The organism is Mesorhizobium shonense (assembly GCF_040545255.1).
In the GTDB taxonomy this organism is placed as follows: Bacteria; Pseudomonadota; Alphaproteobacteria; order Rhizobiales; family Rhizobiaceae; genus Mesorhizobium; species Mesorhizobium shonense.
The window spans coordinates 144,365-160,445 of record NZ_JBEPLM010000003.1 but is presented as its reverse complement, the minus strand read 5'-3'; the positions used below and the strand labels follow the sequence as shown (position 1 = coordinate 160,445).

The following is a 16,081-nucleotide window of genomic DNA, read 5'->3' as shown; positions in this document are numbered from 1 at the left end:
GTTTTCGATTTTCCGCAATCGGCTCGGTGGCGAACTGTCAGGCCAGATCCACTTCCACCCATAGCCCGCCCGGTCCCCGGGCAGGATCGCGGGGCGCGCTGCGCACCGCCTGGATCGAACCGGACGGCGCAGCAAAACCGGGCTTTCCGTTCTTGTCGGCCAGCCACGGATCGTCAGCACGAATGACGCGGCCCTTGGTCTTTGCTTCGAGCGCGGTCAGGATCGCGTCGTAGGGCATCTCGCCCCAACGCACCTTCACCGCATCCAGCTTATTGGTCGGAATGAACGCCGACAGGTCCGGGCTCGTCATCAGGTCAAGCCCCTGTTTCTGCGGCGTGGCGTTCTGGCTGCCGTGGTGGGCGACTTTCAGATAGACGGTGCGCGCCAAGAGATCGGCCGTGGCGACGGTCGCCTGCCCGCCCGGCCATTTCAGGTCCTTCCAGCTCAGCCAGTTGCCGATCTGGGCGTCGCCCGGGAACAGGAACACCCTGCCGCTGTCGATGAGTTCGAAGGCGAGCACAAGGCTGGTGTTGTTGACGCCGCGGTCGAGCTGCAGCGCGAGGTCGGCGGCGATCCCCATCCAGTCTGCGTCGATGCGGCGCCATGATTGGTCGCGGTCCTCCATGGGGGCAGCTCCGGAGACGGGCCCGGAATAATGCTTGCGGGTAAAGGTGCCGATATCGACGACCGGGTCGCCGCCCCTGTCGCCGTTCAGCGCCGTCGAGAGCGGCGTGCCGATGTTGCGTTCGAAGGGGCTGAGCTCGTCAATGTAGGTCGGATCGTCGGCCTGGTTCATCTTTAGCCCGGATGCGAGCGCCCGCGCGAATGGCCCGCCGCTGGCGAGCGGGAACATCTCGCTCGCCTTTTCCTCCAGCCGGAGCGCCGCCTTGTCGCGCGGCGGCCCGAGCACATAGATCCGAAGTTTGGGCAGGCCATCGATCGCTTGCGGCACTCCGCCGGGCTCGAAATAGGTGGGCGATGGTTTTGCGGACAGTTTTGCCGCGGCGTTGCGAGCCGAACGCACCCTCTCCCCGGCGGCGCCGAACTGGAAACCGAGCACGGCCTGCAGGCCGTCGCGGACACGCTGCATGTAAGGGTTGAGTCCCTGCATGCCGTCGAGCTTCCGGCTGGCGCCCTGCAATGCGTCCAGTGCCTGGCCCTTGAACTTGTCGAGCTCGATGGCTCCAGGGTCGGCTGGATTTTCGGTCCAAGCCATCCAGACGTCGCCGACGGAAAAATCCTTGAACAGGTCCTTCGAAGTCAGGAATCCCGAAACATGGTCCCAGTGCTCATGGGTGACGACGAGCACATCGATCTTGCCGCCCGTTTCTTTCTTGAGGTCTCCGACGATGTCGGCGACCAGCGCCGGACCTCCCGTGATCGAGACATGGATACCGCAATCGATCAGCATGCGGAACGGCGCGCCATCGGCCTTCGTGAAAGTGAGCAGGTGACAGTCGCCGATGCCCTGGCAATAGTGCCGGACCGTGACGGAAGGAACGCGCGCTGTTGCGGAGGCCGCGGTTCTGCGAGGCCGCCTTGCTGCTGCTGGCTTCCTAGACATGATCGTCGTCTCCGTCGCTGGCATGCAGCATGGCGAAGGGCTCGGAGACCTCGCCGCCGAAATAGAGCGCCCGGAGCGGCGACAGATAGTTCGCCGTCACGGTCTCAGCCTGGCGCTTCTGCCGCTCCGCGCTGCCGGTGTTCTTGATGATCGCGTAGCGGATCTCCTCAAAGCCTTCGCGCGGGTCGATGATGATCGTTGCGCCGCCACGGAACCAGAAGAAGCCGTCACCCTTGTTCACGCCCTGCGGCGCCGGCGTGCCGTCGAAAGCGATCGGAAGCCGCTGCTGGATGACGGCGACGACCTCGACGCGGAACGAGCCGTCCGGCTCGACGCGCCGCGTCGGGCGAACGCTGTAGATGTCGAAGGTCGTCTCGCCCTTCTTCGGCTGGTGCATGACCGTGCCGTCGTCATTGTAGCGCGGCAGATCGGGAAGCAGGCCGAACTGCTTGTAGAGGTCGGGATTGGACGCGAAAGCCTTGTGCATCGCCTTCCAGAGCGCATAGCGGTTCTTGTCGTTGAGGGCGAAGATCTCGGAGCGCTTCAGTTTCTGGTTCCAGCCGAGGTCGATCTTGCTCAGCAGCCCCTTCAGCCAGGGTGGCGAAGGATCCTCCGGCGCGCTCCAGGCGAGCGTCTCTTCCGAAATGGTGCGCACGTCGCGCGGCAGGAGCTTCCATTTGCGGAAGGATTCCAGGAATGCCAGGCGATAGTGCAGAGGATCGTCGGGATAGGCGTCGCGGTCGGCTGTGATCAGCGCCCGCAGATATTCGCCGAAGGTGATGTCGACGGCGGGGCAATAGTCGAGCGCGCGGATGCACATGGTCAGCATCTGGCTGGCGGTCTTGGCGACCTCGTCTGTAAGGCGCTCGACGAGGCTCGGATGCAACGTGCCCGCCGGCAGGATGCCGGTACCGCCGGTGGCAAGCTGGATCAGATCGTCGGTGCGGCGGTCGGCGATGGCGATGAACGCCTGGTAGACGGCGAAGACGAGGATGGAGCCGCGGTCGTGCGCCTCGACGGTCTTGTCGTAATCGAGGGCGGCCATGCCGGCGCCGCCATATTCGCGCAAAGGTCCGGCCCTGCCGCTGCCCTCGCCGAACTGCTTGGCGATGCCGGACAGTAGCGAGGCCGCCGACAACTCACCCCTCGCCTTGCCGATCTCGAAATTCACCAACTCCTTCAGCGTAAAATGCTGGAACAGCGCCACGATGTCGGCAAAGGCCTCATGGAACGCCGGAACGTCCGGATTCGACGCCTCCTGGAAGCGGCGATGCAGTCCGTCGAGCAGCGCATGCGACATCTCATGCGCGATGATGTCGCTGGAGAGGCACGAAAACACCGTCGTCCCGGGCGTGGTGACATCTCCTTCATTGCCGGTTGCCGGGAAATAGCCGAACAGCAGCGCCTTCTTTTCCGGGCTGTAATAGGCGTTCTCGGCGCGCAGCGCATGCGGATAGATGCGCAGGCGCGGCACATAATGCGCCTTCACCGTCATGTCGCCGGCGCGGCCGGGAGTTTGCGAATAGTGCGGCGCCCATAGCGCCCGCCGCCCCAGCGCGCGCTCGAAATGGCCGATCGTGGTCATGGCGACAGCGTAGACCATCTGCTGGTGGAATTTCGGATTGCCTTCCGAGGGCGGCAGGCCGTCCTGCGCCAAGAGCACCTTGTCGTTGAGGTCGACCGGATCGTAGATGCGGTTCGATGCCGGATCGACATCGACCACTTCGAGATATTCGCCGATCGGGCCCGGCTGCAGCGCCTTGTCGGCCGACGGTTCGTCGTCCCAGGGAACCCAGAGCGTTGCCTGGTAGACCGACACCGAGTCCAATCGCTTGGCGACCGAAGGGTCGAGCGCGTAGATGCGCAGGCGCCGCTGTGGCGGCGGCAACGGACGCGGCTTGCGCTTGATCGGCGCCGGGCTTGCTGCCGGAGCGGCGGCCGGCACCGGCTTGGCGCCGGCCCTGCCCAGCACGTCCTCGAGAAAGGCCCTGAGCGGCTTCGACGGATTGCCCTGGTCCAGGGCGGCTTCGAGATAGCGGTTGCGCGCCGCGGCCGAGATGGCGGCCGGGTCGCCGTCCGGATCGGCGATCGCCTCGTCGACTGCGGCCGTGCTTTGCGTCATCTGCATCAGCTCCAGCGCCAGCATCCTTTGCCGTTGCAATGCCACGGACGACTGTGCGGCAAGCGAATTGCCCCCGGTCAAGAAATCGAGCCAGCTCCACGTATAAGTCGCCCGCGGCAGTTTCTGCAGCAGGCTTTCCGCCGGTGGGGCGACCGCCAGCGCGTCGAAGGCGCGCACCACGCCCTGCCCGATCTTCTCCAGCGCCTCGGCGGCGTTCATCTTCAGCGTCGATTTCTGCGCTGCCTTGAACAGCGCGAAGCGCACGGCCTCGATGCGCATCCAGGGTTGCGAATAGGTCTTCACGACGTCCCAGTGCTCGGCCAGCCAAAGCGCGGCCGCGGCGGCGACCTGCGGCGTCGCCGCAGAGGTGCCGTTGCCGTCCATGTCGACGATCTTGGCGCAATCGATCTCCGCCCAGGGCACGTTGGGCGTGTAGGCGCCGAGCGCCGTCTTCATCTTCGATGGCGGGCCGTAATTGCCCTGCATGGTGCCGAAATCGAGCCCGGTATAGGCGCGGCCGTCACCCATCACGCCGCATGCGGCCAAGACACGGTTGTAGCGGGCTGGATAGACGATGCTGCGCGGCGTGATGGCAAAATTGTTGCCGGCCGCGGTGACCATCACCAGGCCATGGTCGTAGGCGAGATTGACGGCATCGACCAGGGCCTGTGAGGTAAGACCACCCATGCTCATCGACAGCACCTGCGCGCCTTGCTGGCGCGCATAGTCGATCCCCTGCACCATGGTGCCCGTGGTCAGGCGGACCACCCAGTCTGCGATGCGCACTGGAAGGATCTTCGCTTGCGGAGCACCGCCGACGAAGTCGGTGAAGCCCGGCCAATGTGGCGACGTGCCGTCGAGCTTGTTGCCGGCAAGCAGGCTGAGCGTGCCGGTGCCGTGGCCGCGATTGCTGGTGAGTGTGCCGGCAGGCGCATGATCGGTCGCATTGTCCGGCCCAGTGCCATCGTCGACGAAATTGCGCTGCTTGGCCGTGAGAAGCCCGGCCGGCACGGTGCGGTGGCCCGGATCGAAGCCGGTATCGAGATGGGCAATGGTGATATTGGCCTGCTTGGCGCCGGCCTTGCTGCGGGCAGCGGCGAACTGGCTGAAGGACGGCCCCGCGTTCCAGGCAACCACGCCAGGCACCGTCGCCTGCCTGCCGCTCGGGTCCTGATCGTCGAAGGCGCAGACAGGGCTGGCGCTCGCCGCCATGCCGCGGTCGCCGCTGCCGTTCTTGTAGTCCCATTGCTGAACGATGTCGGGCTCGATCGCTAGGACATCGGCGTCGGCAATCGCGACATCTCCGCCGCGAGCCACCAGTTCGTGGGCGTCGTCCCAGGGATTGTCCGAGTCCGCGGCCCTGGCGGAAAGCCGCAGCCAGGTCGCGCCCCGGTCCGTTGCTGCCCCGAAGTCGGCGCCGGAAGCACCTGGCGGCACAGTCAGGATCGGTTCGGCGTCGATCCTTCCGATACCAAGCGACCGGCTTTTGGCCGCAAACCCGGCGCCGTCGCCGCGAACCTTGACAAGGAGACTCCTCGCCATGGCATGCCCCTCCTCGGAAGTTGAAACCATGGCGTGAGCTGCCAATCCCAGTCAAGCCAAGTCCCAAACCATGCTTCGATCGTTCTGTTTGTTTGCCAACTAGGAAACCGGCCGATTCCGTTTCGGCTTCGGCACAACTATGCTCGGTGTCTGAAACATGCATGCGACGAATGACAATCGCGCCGGCCGGTAGGCGCTTCTGTGACCGCCTTCACATACGCCGCGCGAGCTTCACGCACAGATATCGCACCGGGTGGCCCTGGCTTCTGCTTCAACGCACGGGCTCGAATGGCTTCCGGGCCTGAAAATGGGTCGGTCCTCGGCAGGGAATTTCGATCACCTAGCCATTTTCAGATTTGCTGTCTGCGCGCGTCGGTAACCTCCCGCCACGCGCGCGGACGGCGTTTCAAAGATCGGTCCGCGTCCGCCAGCGCGCTCCGATTCTCATTGCAAGGGAAGTCGCCGGCTAATTTGATGCCTGCGACACACGTCTGGCGCTCGATCTTGACCAAAGGCCATCGTGCTGCCGTGACCGCCACGAAAGGAGACCAGGCCTTGATCGAGCACGCACTTGTCATACAATTTCCGCTCAACGAGAGGCGGAATCGCATCATGTCGACAGCCGGCGTAGACGACCGGGGCGCCGTGCCGCGCCTGGCACGGATCGATCCGCGTCAGTTCGATCTGCTGTTCGGCGGCTGCAAGGTCGAACGCTATGCCGCGGGTCAGCACCTGTTCGTGCAGGAGGACGCTTCCGACCGCATCTATGGCGTGATGAACGGCACCGTCGAAATCTCGCTCTATTCGCCGGGCGGACAGAAGCTGGTGGCCAATATCGAGCTCTCGCGTAGCCTTGTCGGCGAGATCGGCGCCTTGGACGGACGCCCGCGAACGGCAACCGCGATCTGCCTCACCGCGTGCGAGCTGGTTTCTCTCAGCCGAACGCAACTCTTTGATCGCATTGAAAAAAATCCGCCGTTGGCGCGTGCCATGATCGAACTTCTGTGCACGCGGCTGCGCTGGGTCAGCGGCGAGCTCGGCGACCAGGCCTTCTTCGGCATCGAGGCCCGGCTGGCGAAGCGGCTGGTGTTCCTCAGCAGTGTCATGGCCGACGCGGCCGGATGGATCCCGATCTCGCAATCGGAGCTCGGCGAGTTCCTCGGCGCGACTCGCGAATCCGTCAACAAGACGCTCAACGACTGGCGCAATCGGCATATGATCGCCATCAGGCGCGGCGGGCTGCGCATCACCAACGCCGCCGCGCTGAACCAGATCGCCGAATCGCAGGACGACGACTGAGCGATTTTTGGCCCGAATCAAAGCCGCGAAATCAGGTAGCGCAGCGCGGACCGGCTCGGCATGAAGAAGTAACCGCCGCCCTTCGTGGTAACGAATTGTGGCATGTCCTTAAGCACAGTGACCTTTTCCCAGGACGGAATCGAGAACCGGCCGCCGCCGTCGCGCGCGCCGATCGTCGGATCCTTTTCGCCGACAAGCCCCTGGAACGAGCTCGACGAGACCCAGGTCTGCTGGATGAATTCGTACTGACGTTCGATGTCGGCGTTGAGGCACATGAAGAGAAGCCCCTTCTCGACCTTCCCGCTCCGGCCCTTCTTCTCGTAGGTGCGGCCGACGCGCAGGATGCGATGGCGCTTGCCGATCCTGATCTGCGTCTCGCGGTCCTCGCCGAGCGAATCGCGCGGATTGGAGCGGCGTATGTGCGAGCCGAGCGGGCAACGATGCCCTTGCGGGTCCTCGGCGCCAAGCGCGAAATCGTTGTCGACGCCGCGGCCGGGGCGGCCATCGGGGTTGCGCACCAGCGAGCTGCCGTCCTGCCAGCGCCCGAGCATCTTGGCCGCCACCCAGCGCGGTGTGATGGCGTCGTCGCCGGTCTCATGCGCGGCTCGCGCGGCGGCGTGCTTGCAGTAGTCGTTGAACAGCTCGATATGCTGCTCGAATTGACGCACGACGAGGAACGAGCCGTTGCGTCCAAAATCGCGCGGCGGTGGCGGCTGGCCGGGGATCTGCCGGTTCCGCCGCACCTGCGACAGGATGCCGGTGCGATCCTGCGCTGCCTCGACGGAGGGCGAGGCTGGATAGAATCCGTGCTCGTCGCGATAGCCGAACAGGAACTCGCCGGGCGCGACCAGATGCATCGGCGCGGCGCCCTTGTTGGCGCGCGACGTGCCCCTGACGATCGGCTGCGAGACACCGTCGGCAAAGCCAAAATGCTCATAGGCGCGCGAGCGCTCCGGCTTGCCGCTGTTGCCGGCATGCTGGGATTTCGCGCCGTCCCTTTTCGGCGAGCGGTTCACGACGAGCGGCAGCTCGGCGACGATTTTCATCCCGGCGCCCGTCGTCTTCCGCTTCGTCGTCGTGATCTCTCCCTTGAGAGCCGCCGGCTCTTCGGCGTAGCAGATGACGACCGCGTCGACCGGCGTCTTGGCCGAGCCCCACTGCCATTTGTCGGCCGCGTCCGGGCCGGTATCGTCGAGGATGCGGCTACGCTCCGGATTGCCCATGCCGTGGCGAAAGGCCGCTGGAAATGTGTCCAGCGGATCGTCGTCGACGCCACCTGCCAGCCCGAGACGGCGAAGGCCGTCGGGACCGAAAGCCACCGTCATGGCCCGTCCGGCAGGCACGCCGTCGCCGAAACTCGTTTTGTCGATGACGAAGTCCAGCCATGCTTTGCGTTGCATTGCCGGCAGATCTTCAGGCACCCGGATCGCCAGCATATGCGCGTAGCCGAGCGCGCCGAACGGACCGAAGAAGATCGATTGGATCTCGCCCGCTTCCAGCTCTTCGAGAGGCGAAGGCGCCGGTTCACGGCTGGCGGTTTCCGCCGGCCTTGCCTGCGGCCGCTGCAACGAGCCGAACAGGCTCACCCAGTCGCGCGCCTCGTTGCCGGTGGCCGAAGCGATGCCGCGCCTGATCCTGGAGTTGATGCGGATGCGCGTGGTGTTGAGATGGGGATAGGCGGAGTACCAGAACAGCGTCGGCACCTGCTGGCGCCGCGCCCAGCGCTTGAAGCGGTCGCCGTCGCGCGCGCCGTCGAGGAAAAGCCAGCGCGTGCGCGGATAACCGTCCGTGTTGCTCCACACCCCGGTCAGGCCTTCCGAAGCCTTGGCGATGAAGTCCTCCAGATAGCTTTCCCAGCTGCCGCCGTAGTTGGAGAAGAACATCAGCTTGTCGGTACCCGGCAGCAGCACCCAGCGGGCGAAGTGAATGGTGTTGATGGTGGCAAGGAATCCCGGCTTGAACACTTTCTGCGCCGATATCGAGATCAGGTAGAAGGAAAGCCTCAGTGCCAGCCGCCGCAAGGTGCCGGCCTTCATCGTCGAGATCGCGGTCAGATGGTTCTGCGCGCAGTGGTCCTCATTGGCGAGGATCCTGTCCAGGGCGCCGATGTCGACCGGAGTGCTCTGCGGCCTGTCCTTGTCCTCGAGGCGTCGCAGACCCAGGAAGCACAAGCCGACGAACACAAGGGCGATAGCCAGCAGCCCCAGCACCGCCAGCAGAAGTGCGGTGCCGGCAATTGCGATGTTGGTGAAGGTGATGCCGTGGAGGTTGCCGAACACAAGCACGTAGATCATGCGCCAGAAGGCAAGCACGACGATCGCGACTGTGGCGAGCATAGCCGGCGCAAGCAGCGTCGTCGTCAAGGCCCGCCACCAGCGGCCCGGCGGCCGCTCGAGCAGGCTTTCGGCCGGCTCGAAGGCCCAGCCGAACTGTCCCAGCGACTGGGCATGCCGGCGCGCCTCGGTAATCACCGCAAGGGCGTTGCCGGTACCGGCACGCGGCTTTTCGACGATCTCGCGCACACTGTCGGCAAGCTCGGCCTCGGCCAGGATGCGGCGCACCGAATGGCCGGGCGTGCCCGAAAAAACCAACCCTGCCGTGCTGCCGAAGGACGGCGATATTTCGATGTGATGCTTCTTCAGGAAGCCGTCCAGAGAGCCGCCGTCGGACAGACCGCAAACGTCCCTGAAGATCGGCCGCAGCCGGTGGCCTATGGCCAGCGTGACGGCGCCGATCACATCGTCGGCGCTGCCGTCGCCGGAGATTTCGAACACGAGCGCCCCGGTCTCGAGGCCTGATTTCTCGTCCTTTCCGGTGGCCGCGACTGCAAGGCTGGCGAAATGAATCGAGCCCATCTTGTCGAGCGCGCCGCCCACCTCGTCGATCGCCGGATTGCCAAGGGCGCCGACCTTGTCGCGCACGGCATCCAACGGCACCGCGCGCGCGATCGGGCAAACCACGGTGACCATCGACTGGTCGACTGTGCGGCAAAGTGGCGAGCGCTCGAAATCGACCTTGAGGCTCGCCGGATAGGCGCCGACATTGACCATCTTGCCGGCTCTGCCGCGCGCGCGGCTGAGCTTGGGCTTGCTGAACAGGGCACGAACGCATTCGCCGATCTGTATGCGGGCGATCTCGGCGCCGATGCACAGGTGGATACCATGGCCGAAAACCATGTAGTCGCGGTGCGGACGCAAGGTGTCGAATTCATTTGGCCGTTGCACGATTTCCGGATCGAACATGGCCGACAGCGTCGCCGGCATCACCACGGTTCCAGCTTTCACCAGGCGCTCGCGGCGCGAGCCCTTGCCGATGGTCGCATCGCGGGCGGTGTAGCGCCACGGGCCGACCCAGATCGGCTTGAAGCGCATGGCTTCCAGGATCGCCCGATCGAGCTTGCCGGTATCGCTTGCTGCAATGGCCGCGTCGACGGCCTGGCGGGCATCGGATCGCGACAGGATGACGTCCAGGCAATTGCCGCCGGCAAGCACGTTGGTCGGAACGAAACCGGCAATCATGCCGAGCATGATCGAATGGATGTCGGGCCGCGACAGGCGCCCCTGATCCATGAGCGCGACGAGGCGGGCCAGCGGCCGGCCGTCCTTCCCTCCCTTGTCCCTGACCGCGGCGATCGAGCGCTCGATGACCTTGATCAGGCGATCGCCGCCGACGACCGCGAGCTGGCGCGTTGTCGGGTTCGCGGTCGGATCTGAAAAGAACAGCGCGCTCAGCGCAATCGACCAATCGGCAAACTCGGTTTCGTCGTCGATCTCGAGACCGAAATAGTCGCGGCAGATTCGCACCGGCACAATTTTCATCAGCCCGGCGATGGCGTCGAAGCCCGGGCTGGCTCTGGTCATGATGTCGCGTGAATGACGCTCCGCGATCGGCCTGACGGCGGCTTCGACTTCCGCTGGCGGAAAGGCGCTCAGCACGGCCGACTTCATCTGCCGGTAGGCAGCCCCGTCCTGCATGCCGAGGATGAAGTTCGAACCCCTGGCCAGTTCCGCCATTTCCGGACCGTAGGGCGTTTCGAACTCGTCGCCGCGCTCCAATATGTCGCGCACGTCGACGCCCTTGGTGACGAGCAGGAAATTGCCGAAGGCCAGGTTCGGCCAAAAACGGCGCAGCAGCGCCAGCAACCAGCGCGGATCGCTTAGAAAGAACCCGGCGATGCGGGAGGCAATACCATCCCTGGCGCGAAGCCGGTTGATATCGAACGACGGCATCTCGACGACAGGGCGCTGGCTCTTCTGGGCCGCGCGGACAGCAGCGAAATACTTCAACTTGATCATGCGCGTTCGAGCCCCCCGGCTGTCCAAGTCGATGCGATGCCGGCAACCTAATGGCCTAGGTTTGCATCGGTCCGGCGTATGTGATTTTTTTCACAGTCGTCTGTCTTCGGTTCCAGCGATCATGCAATGGACTTGGCCTGGTCGAAATTCGCGATCAGGAAGTTGTTCTTCGCCGAATCGACGAACGGTATCCAGCGAATCCTCTGCTCGGAAAAGTCGGGATGCCTGGTCGCGAAAATGGCGAGTTCCCGCTCGGCATCGTCGCGACGGCCGCTCCGCATCAAGGCGCCGATTTTCAGGAACCTGGCGTAGAAGTAGCTGGGCGAAAGGTTGAGCGAGCGGTCGGCAACGGCAATTGCCGCCGGCCAGTCCTCGACGAAGCAGTATGCGGCGGCCAGTTCCCCAAGATTGTGGAAGCGGTAAAGGTCGAACGGGCTCAGCCGCTCGGTATCGAGGAAGAACGGGATCGCGCCGGCGGCATCGCCGAGCAGCAGCCGCGCGCTGCCCATCGCCGAGCGGGCGAAGGCAAAGCTCGGGTTGATGTGGATCGCCTCGGCGAGATGCTCGGCGGCCGACGCCGGCCGGCCGCGCATGATGTCGGCCGCGCCGAGATAGGCATGTGGGCGCGCGTCGAGGCTGTCCATCAAAAGCGCCTTGCGCGCGAACGCCTCGACCTTGTCCAGGTCGTCGCTGTCGCCGAAGCGCAGCCATGCCCGCCAGAAATACCACCATGACAGCTCGTTCAGCACGGCACTGGAATTCGGATCTTCCTGGTAGGCCTTGTCGAAAAATTCGAGCGCGATTTCGGTGTCGCCGCGCGTGCGCCTGTTCATGTGCCAGCGGCCCCGCCGCACCAACTGCCAGGTCTCGAGGCTTTCCCACGGCACCTGGAAGGTCCGCACCTGCTCGGCCCGATCGACTTCCTTGTCGAGGATCGAAACGATCTCGCTGCCGATCTGGTCGCGCAGGCTGAAGATGTCGACGAGGTCGCGGTCGAAGCGTTGCGACCAGACGAGACGTCCGTTCGACGTATCGGTGAGCGAGGCGTTGAGGCGGATCTGCCCGCTGTAGCGTGCCAGCGTGCCGCCGACGATATAGCGCGCGCCAAGCGCATTGCCGATGAGCCTGGTCCCGAGGCTGTCGTCGCGGAACTGGAAGCTGGAGCCCTTGGCGATCACCGAAAGCCAGCGGGTGTTGGAGAGGCCGTAGATGATGTCTTCGGCAATGCCGTCGGCCATGTAGCCGACATCGGGCTCGCTTCCGTCGCCCTGGAACGGCAGCACCGCGATTGCCGGCGGTCCCTTGTCGAAGGGTCTGTAGGAACCCGAAGCTGTGGGGATGGCGGCCAAGGGAGCCGTCATCGTGGCGCCGTTGCCGCCGCGCCCGGCTATCAGGACGCGCACCGGCAGGGCGATGTTCTTCAGCATGAACTCGCCGAGGTCGGTAAAGACCGCCGCGGTCTTGTCCTTTACGTGGTGCCAGGTTGTCTCCGAAATGGCGAGGCCGTCATGGGGAGCGAATTCCTGGAGGCGGGCGGCTATGTTGACGTCGTCGCCATAGAGCCGGCCCTCGCGGACGATGACGTCGCCGGTGTTGATCCCAGCCCGAAACGGCATGCGCATCTCCTCGCCCACCGAGGCATTGAGCGCCATGATCCGATCCTGGAAATCAAAGGCCGCGCGCAAGGCTTCGATCGGATTGCCAAACTCGGCCATGATGCTGTCGCCGGCAACGCCAAAGGTGCGGCCGCCAAAGGCGCCGCAGCTGTCGGTGATGATATCGCGCCTTTCCTCGAAGGCCGCGACGGCAAGCTCGTCGTCGATGCCCATCAGCCGTGAAAAGCCAACGGCGTCGATGGAAATGATTGTCGCCAGCTGACGGATATAGTGCCGTTCAGCCATGGTTGAGCCCCCGGTCCCTGTTTTCGGTCCAGAACAGGCGACTTCCGCTCTCAAAACACTTCGCCGTTTGCCGACGGAAAATCCCCGGCAGGCTCGGCGCGCCGTTGCCACCCTGTCAGCTTGGAACTCTAACAGGGTCTTGCCAAAAGCTCTACCACGAACAGCTAATGGAACGCGCCTTCGGCCCGACCCATGGTTAGCCGTTTGTTACCTGAAGCACCAGATCCTGGAAACGTGCTTACATATTGGAATCTCGAGGCTTTATTTATTTCCGCTTCTGCGAATGGAAATGGTGCCGGTCGTGGCGGACTGGCCGTGGAGCAAGGTGTTGTCATCCCGTGGTGGAACCAACCGGCCGGGATTCGAGTTTTCCAGCGCACTCATGCCAACACGAAATTGAGGGGCAGTCATGCGCGCTGTTGTTTTGGCAATCGGTATTGCGTCTTTCCTTGCCGGCGGGCCGGCTCTGGCGGCGAACGAGCAACCGATACCGCCGCAAAATGCCAAGAAGCTCTCGGAAATCGTCGCCAAGGTCGAGAAGCGGAACGACTTCCAATATGTGAAGGAGGTCGGCTGGAGCAGCGACGGCTATACCGTCACCTACTACACGACCGACAAGGCCAAGGTCGAAATCACCTACGATCCGGTAACCGGCGAGCCAAGATAGACACCTGAAGACGGCTGCCCGTGGGTAGCCGCCCCTGCCCATCCGAGTCTTGCGTCGACGCGTATTTGATGGCTGACTGCGCGCCACGATTGCGGGCACGGGGGTGCATGGCAATGGTTGGCTACGTCCTGAAGCGCATCTTGATGATGCTCGCCGGCTATCTGGTCGCCGTGCTCGTCGGCTTGATCGCGCTGGTCGTGATCTACATGGTGCTGAGCTCGCTGCCCGGCGCTCCAGGCTATTTCGAGCTGATGCAGTTCACGCCCGTCGCTGTGCTCGTGGTGCCGCCCCTCGGCATGTTCGTCTATTTCCTGACGATCGTGGTCACCGGCGTGCAGACCCTGGTCTTTGCCCTGATTGCCGAGTTCTTCTCGTTGCGGAGCTTCTGGCTGCACATGCTGTTCGGCTGCGCCGCGGCAGCAGCCGGTTTCGTGCTGCTCTGACCTGAGGCGCCGGACGATCCGGAACGCTGGGCCGACATGGGCATCATCGCCGGCGCCGGTCTCGTCGCCGGCCTGGTCTACTGGCTGATCGCCGGGCGCGACGCCGGCTTTCGGCGCCCGCTCGCCCAAATTAAACAATTCCAGGAAAAGTCCTAAGCGGTAAGGCTCGGCGGCCTCGCCGTAGCCTTCCGCCCGCAATTGGTGAAAAACAAACAGCGCTCAGCTTGACGGCGTGCGCACCGCTTCGGTTGCGTCCAGCGCCTGCATCAGCTTTGAATCGCGATCGTAGACGTCGTCGAAATATTCGACCTTGCCGGACATGTCAGGCCAAGCGGTGAAATAGGCGACATAGACCGGGATGACGCGCGTGACATTTTCGGTTGAATGGCCATGCTTCAGCTTCTCGGCGACATAGTCGACCGAGGTGCCGAGCACCGCGGCAGCCATGCCGCGTGGATCCTGCAGACGGATGCAGCCATGGCTCAGCGCACGCATATCGCGCTCGAAGAACGACTTCTGCGGCGTGTCGTGCATGTAGATGGCGTGCTTGTTGGGGAACAGGATTTTCAGTTCGCCTAGAGCGTTGGCCTCGCTCGGCTGCTGGCGCACGCTGAAAGGGATTTTGGCGCCGTAGGCGCCCCAGTCGACCGACGACGACGGGATCTGCCTACCCCGCGAATCCGTCACCTCATAACCCGCGCGGTCGAGATAGCCAGGATCGCTGCGCAGCCGCGGCAGCATCTCGTTGACGATGATCGACTGCGGCACGCCCCAATAGGGGTGATAGTCGACCTGCTTGATCTGGTTGTAGAAAAAGGCGGTCTGGTTGGTGACCTTGCCGATGACCGCGCGGGTTTTCAGCTTCTCCTCGCCATTATCGATATAGCTCGCCGTGAAGGCTGGCTGGTTGATGAAGACGCGCGGGCTGCCAAGATCTGACGGCAGCCAGCGCAATTCCTCCAGCGCGGCCTCGACCTTCTGGATCTTGTCGGCTTTGGATGTTCCTGCAAGCGAAGCAACGGTGCGCGGGCCGACGACGCCGTCGCCCTTCATGCCTGCCCGCTTCTGCACCGCCTTGATCACCGGCACCAGCTCGGGATCGTAGACCTCGCTCTTGCCGAGCCTGGCGAGAACCTCTCCATAGTCGCCGCCCATCTCGTCATCGAGATTGCGGGCAATGAGCGTCAAAAGCTTGGGCAGCTCAGGGCTGCTTTCGCCGGGCTTCAAGAGCAGCTTCGGATCGACGACGATCTCATTCTCCTCGCTCGCCTCGAGCGATTCCAGTTCGACGCGTAGCGCCTGGTATTCCGGGTTCTGCGGGTGTCGCGATTCTAGGTAGGTGCGCACCTCCTGGGTATGCGCCAGCGTCTTCAACACACCCTCGAGATCGAGCGGCTTGGCCGGGAAGTCGTAATAGCCGGTCATGCGGTTCGGGTCGACGCGGCCGTTCTGGGCATCATGGGCATAGCGCAGCACGCGCGCCGACAGCGCCATCTCGAAGCGGACCAGTTCCTTGGTCCGCTCTTCCGACGTGGCGGCAGTCGTGGCCGGAACATCGACGGAGTAGTCGGCAGGGGTCAGGCCGTAGCTCGCCGCCTCGCCAAGAACCCGCACGGCATCCTGCGCCCTGCTGTTGGGCGCGTCTCCTGTTATCCAGATGAAATCCGGATTGGCCGAGTAGTAGGCGACCAGCGCCTTGGCGATGTCGGGTTCGGCAAAGAGTTCGTAGTCGCTCAGGCCTGCCAGCGCGTCGCGAAACACGCTCCCGGTCACGGACGGCACAAAGGCTGCGTCCTGTGCGGTCGCGAGTTGCGGAGCCGGCAGCAGCGACTTGAAATCGACACGCACGAGCTTGTCGGCTCTGTAGGTGTTGTAGGTAGGGCTGCTGATCCTGAGGCCGCCCCCGTCGCCAGTACTTGGCTGCATCTTGCGGGGCTTCGGCGGTGGCGGAAACTCGCCTTGCGGATTGTGCCGGATGCCACCGCCGAACAGCATATCGAACAGGCCCTGCGCGCTCGCCGGCTGCTGCCCGAAGGCAAGTGCCACCGCGATCGCGACCGGCATGACAGCCGTTTTGTTCCCGAGGATTTTCATGCTTCACCCGCACCGGTTGAAACCGGTTCCCGTTCCGCGCCGCTTGACGGTCCCGCCCTCCGCATGGCGGATGTAAGGCGCGACTATACCGATTCATACTGATTTCGTTAAGCTTCCATAAATTTCCGCGACCGTGTTGCAGAACAGTTTCACA

7 protein-coding genes and 1 pseudogene are annotated in these 16,081 nt (G+C 64.1%); 3 read left to right on the top strand and 5 right to left on the bottom strand.

What is annotated here, in order from left to right; genetic code table 11:
- Positions 1–37: 37 nt before the first annotated feature.
- A complete protein-coding gene (locus tag ABID26_RS10135) occupies positions 38–1,564 on the bottom strand; it encodes an MBL fold metallo-hydrolase (RefSeq protein ID WP_292374535.1) in 1,527 nt (508 codons plus the stop codon).
- A complete protein-coding gene (locus ABID26_RS10130; RefSeq protein ID WP_354415192.1) occupies positions 1,557–5,228 on the bottom strand; it encodes a S8 family serine peptidase in 3,672 nt (1,223 codons plus the stop codon). The genes ABID26_RS10135 and ABID26_RS10130 overlap by 8 nt, the downstream gene beginning before the upstream one ends.
- A gap of 612 nt (positions 5,229–5,840) precedes the next feature.
- Here ABID26_RS10130 and ABID26_RS10125 point away from each other — a divergent pair.
- Positions 5,841–6,527 (top strand): Crp/Fnr family transcriptional regulator, encoded by a 687-nt coding sequence (locus tag ABID26_RS10125; protein WP_126100345.1) that lies wholly within the window; start codon positions 5,841–5,843, stop codon positions 6,525–6,527.
- 17 nt (positions 6,528–6,544) lie between these two features.
- Here ABID26_RS10125 and ABID26_RS10120 read toward each other — a convergent pair whose 3' ends face one another.
- Positions 6,545–10,822, bottom strand: a complete 4,278-nt coding sequence (locus ABID26_RS10120; RefSeq protein ID WP_354415190.1) for a cytochrome P450 — start codon at positions 10,820–10,822, stop codon at positions 6,545–6,547.
- Positions 10,823–10,941: 119 nt separating this feature from the next.
- The gene (locus tag ABID26_RS10115; protein WP_292344190.1) at positions 10,942–12,723 is read right to left on the bottom strand and encodes an adenylate/guanylate cyclase domain-containing protein; all 1,782 of its coding nucleotides are present in this window, start codon (positions 12,721–12,723) and stop codon (positions 10,942–10,944) included.
- A gap of 409 nt (positions 12,724–13,132) precedes the next feature.
- Between ABID26_RS10115 and ABID26_RS10110 the strand changes: the two genes are divergently transcribed.
- Positions 13,133–13,390 (top strand): PepSY domain-containing protein, encoded by a 258-nt coding sequence (locus ABID26_RS10110; protein WP_292344191.1) that lies wholly within the window; start codon positions 13,133–13,135, stop codon positions 13,388–13,390.
- Between the two features lie 113 nt (positions 13,391–13,503).
- Positions 13,504–13,989 (top strand): annotated as a pseudogene (locus ABID26_RS10105) (hypothetical protein).
- A gap of 63 nt (positions 13,990–14,052) precedes the next feature.
- Here the strand turns inward: ABID26_RS10105 and ABID26_RS10100 are convergent.
- Positions 14,053–15,927 (bottom strand): L,D-transpeptidase family protein, encoded by a 1,875-nt coding sequence (locus tag ABID26_RS10100; protein ID WP_292338710.1) that lies wholly within the window; start codon positions 15,925–15,927, stop codon positions 14,053–14,055.
- Between the last annotated feature and the right edge of the window lie 154 nt (positions 15,928–16,081).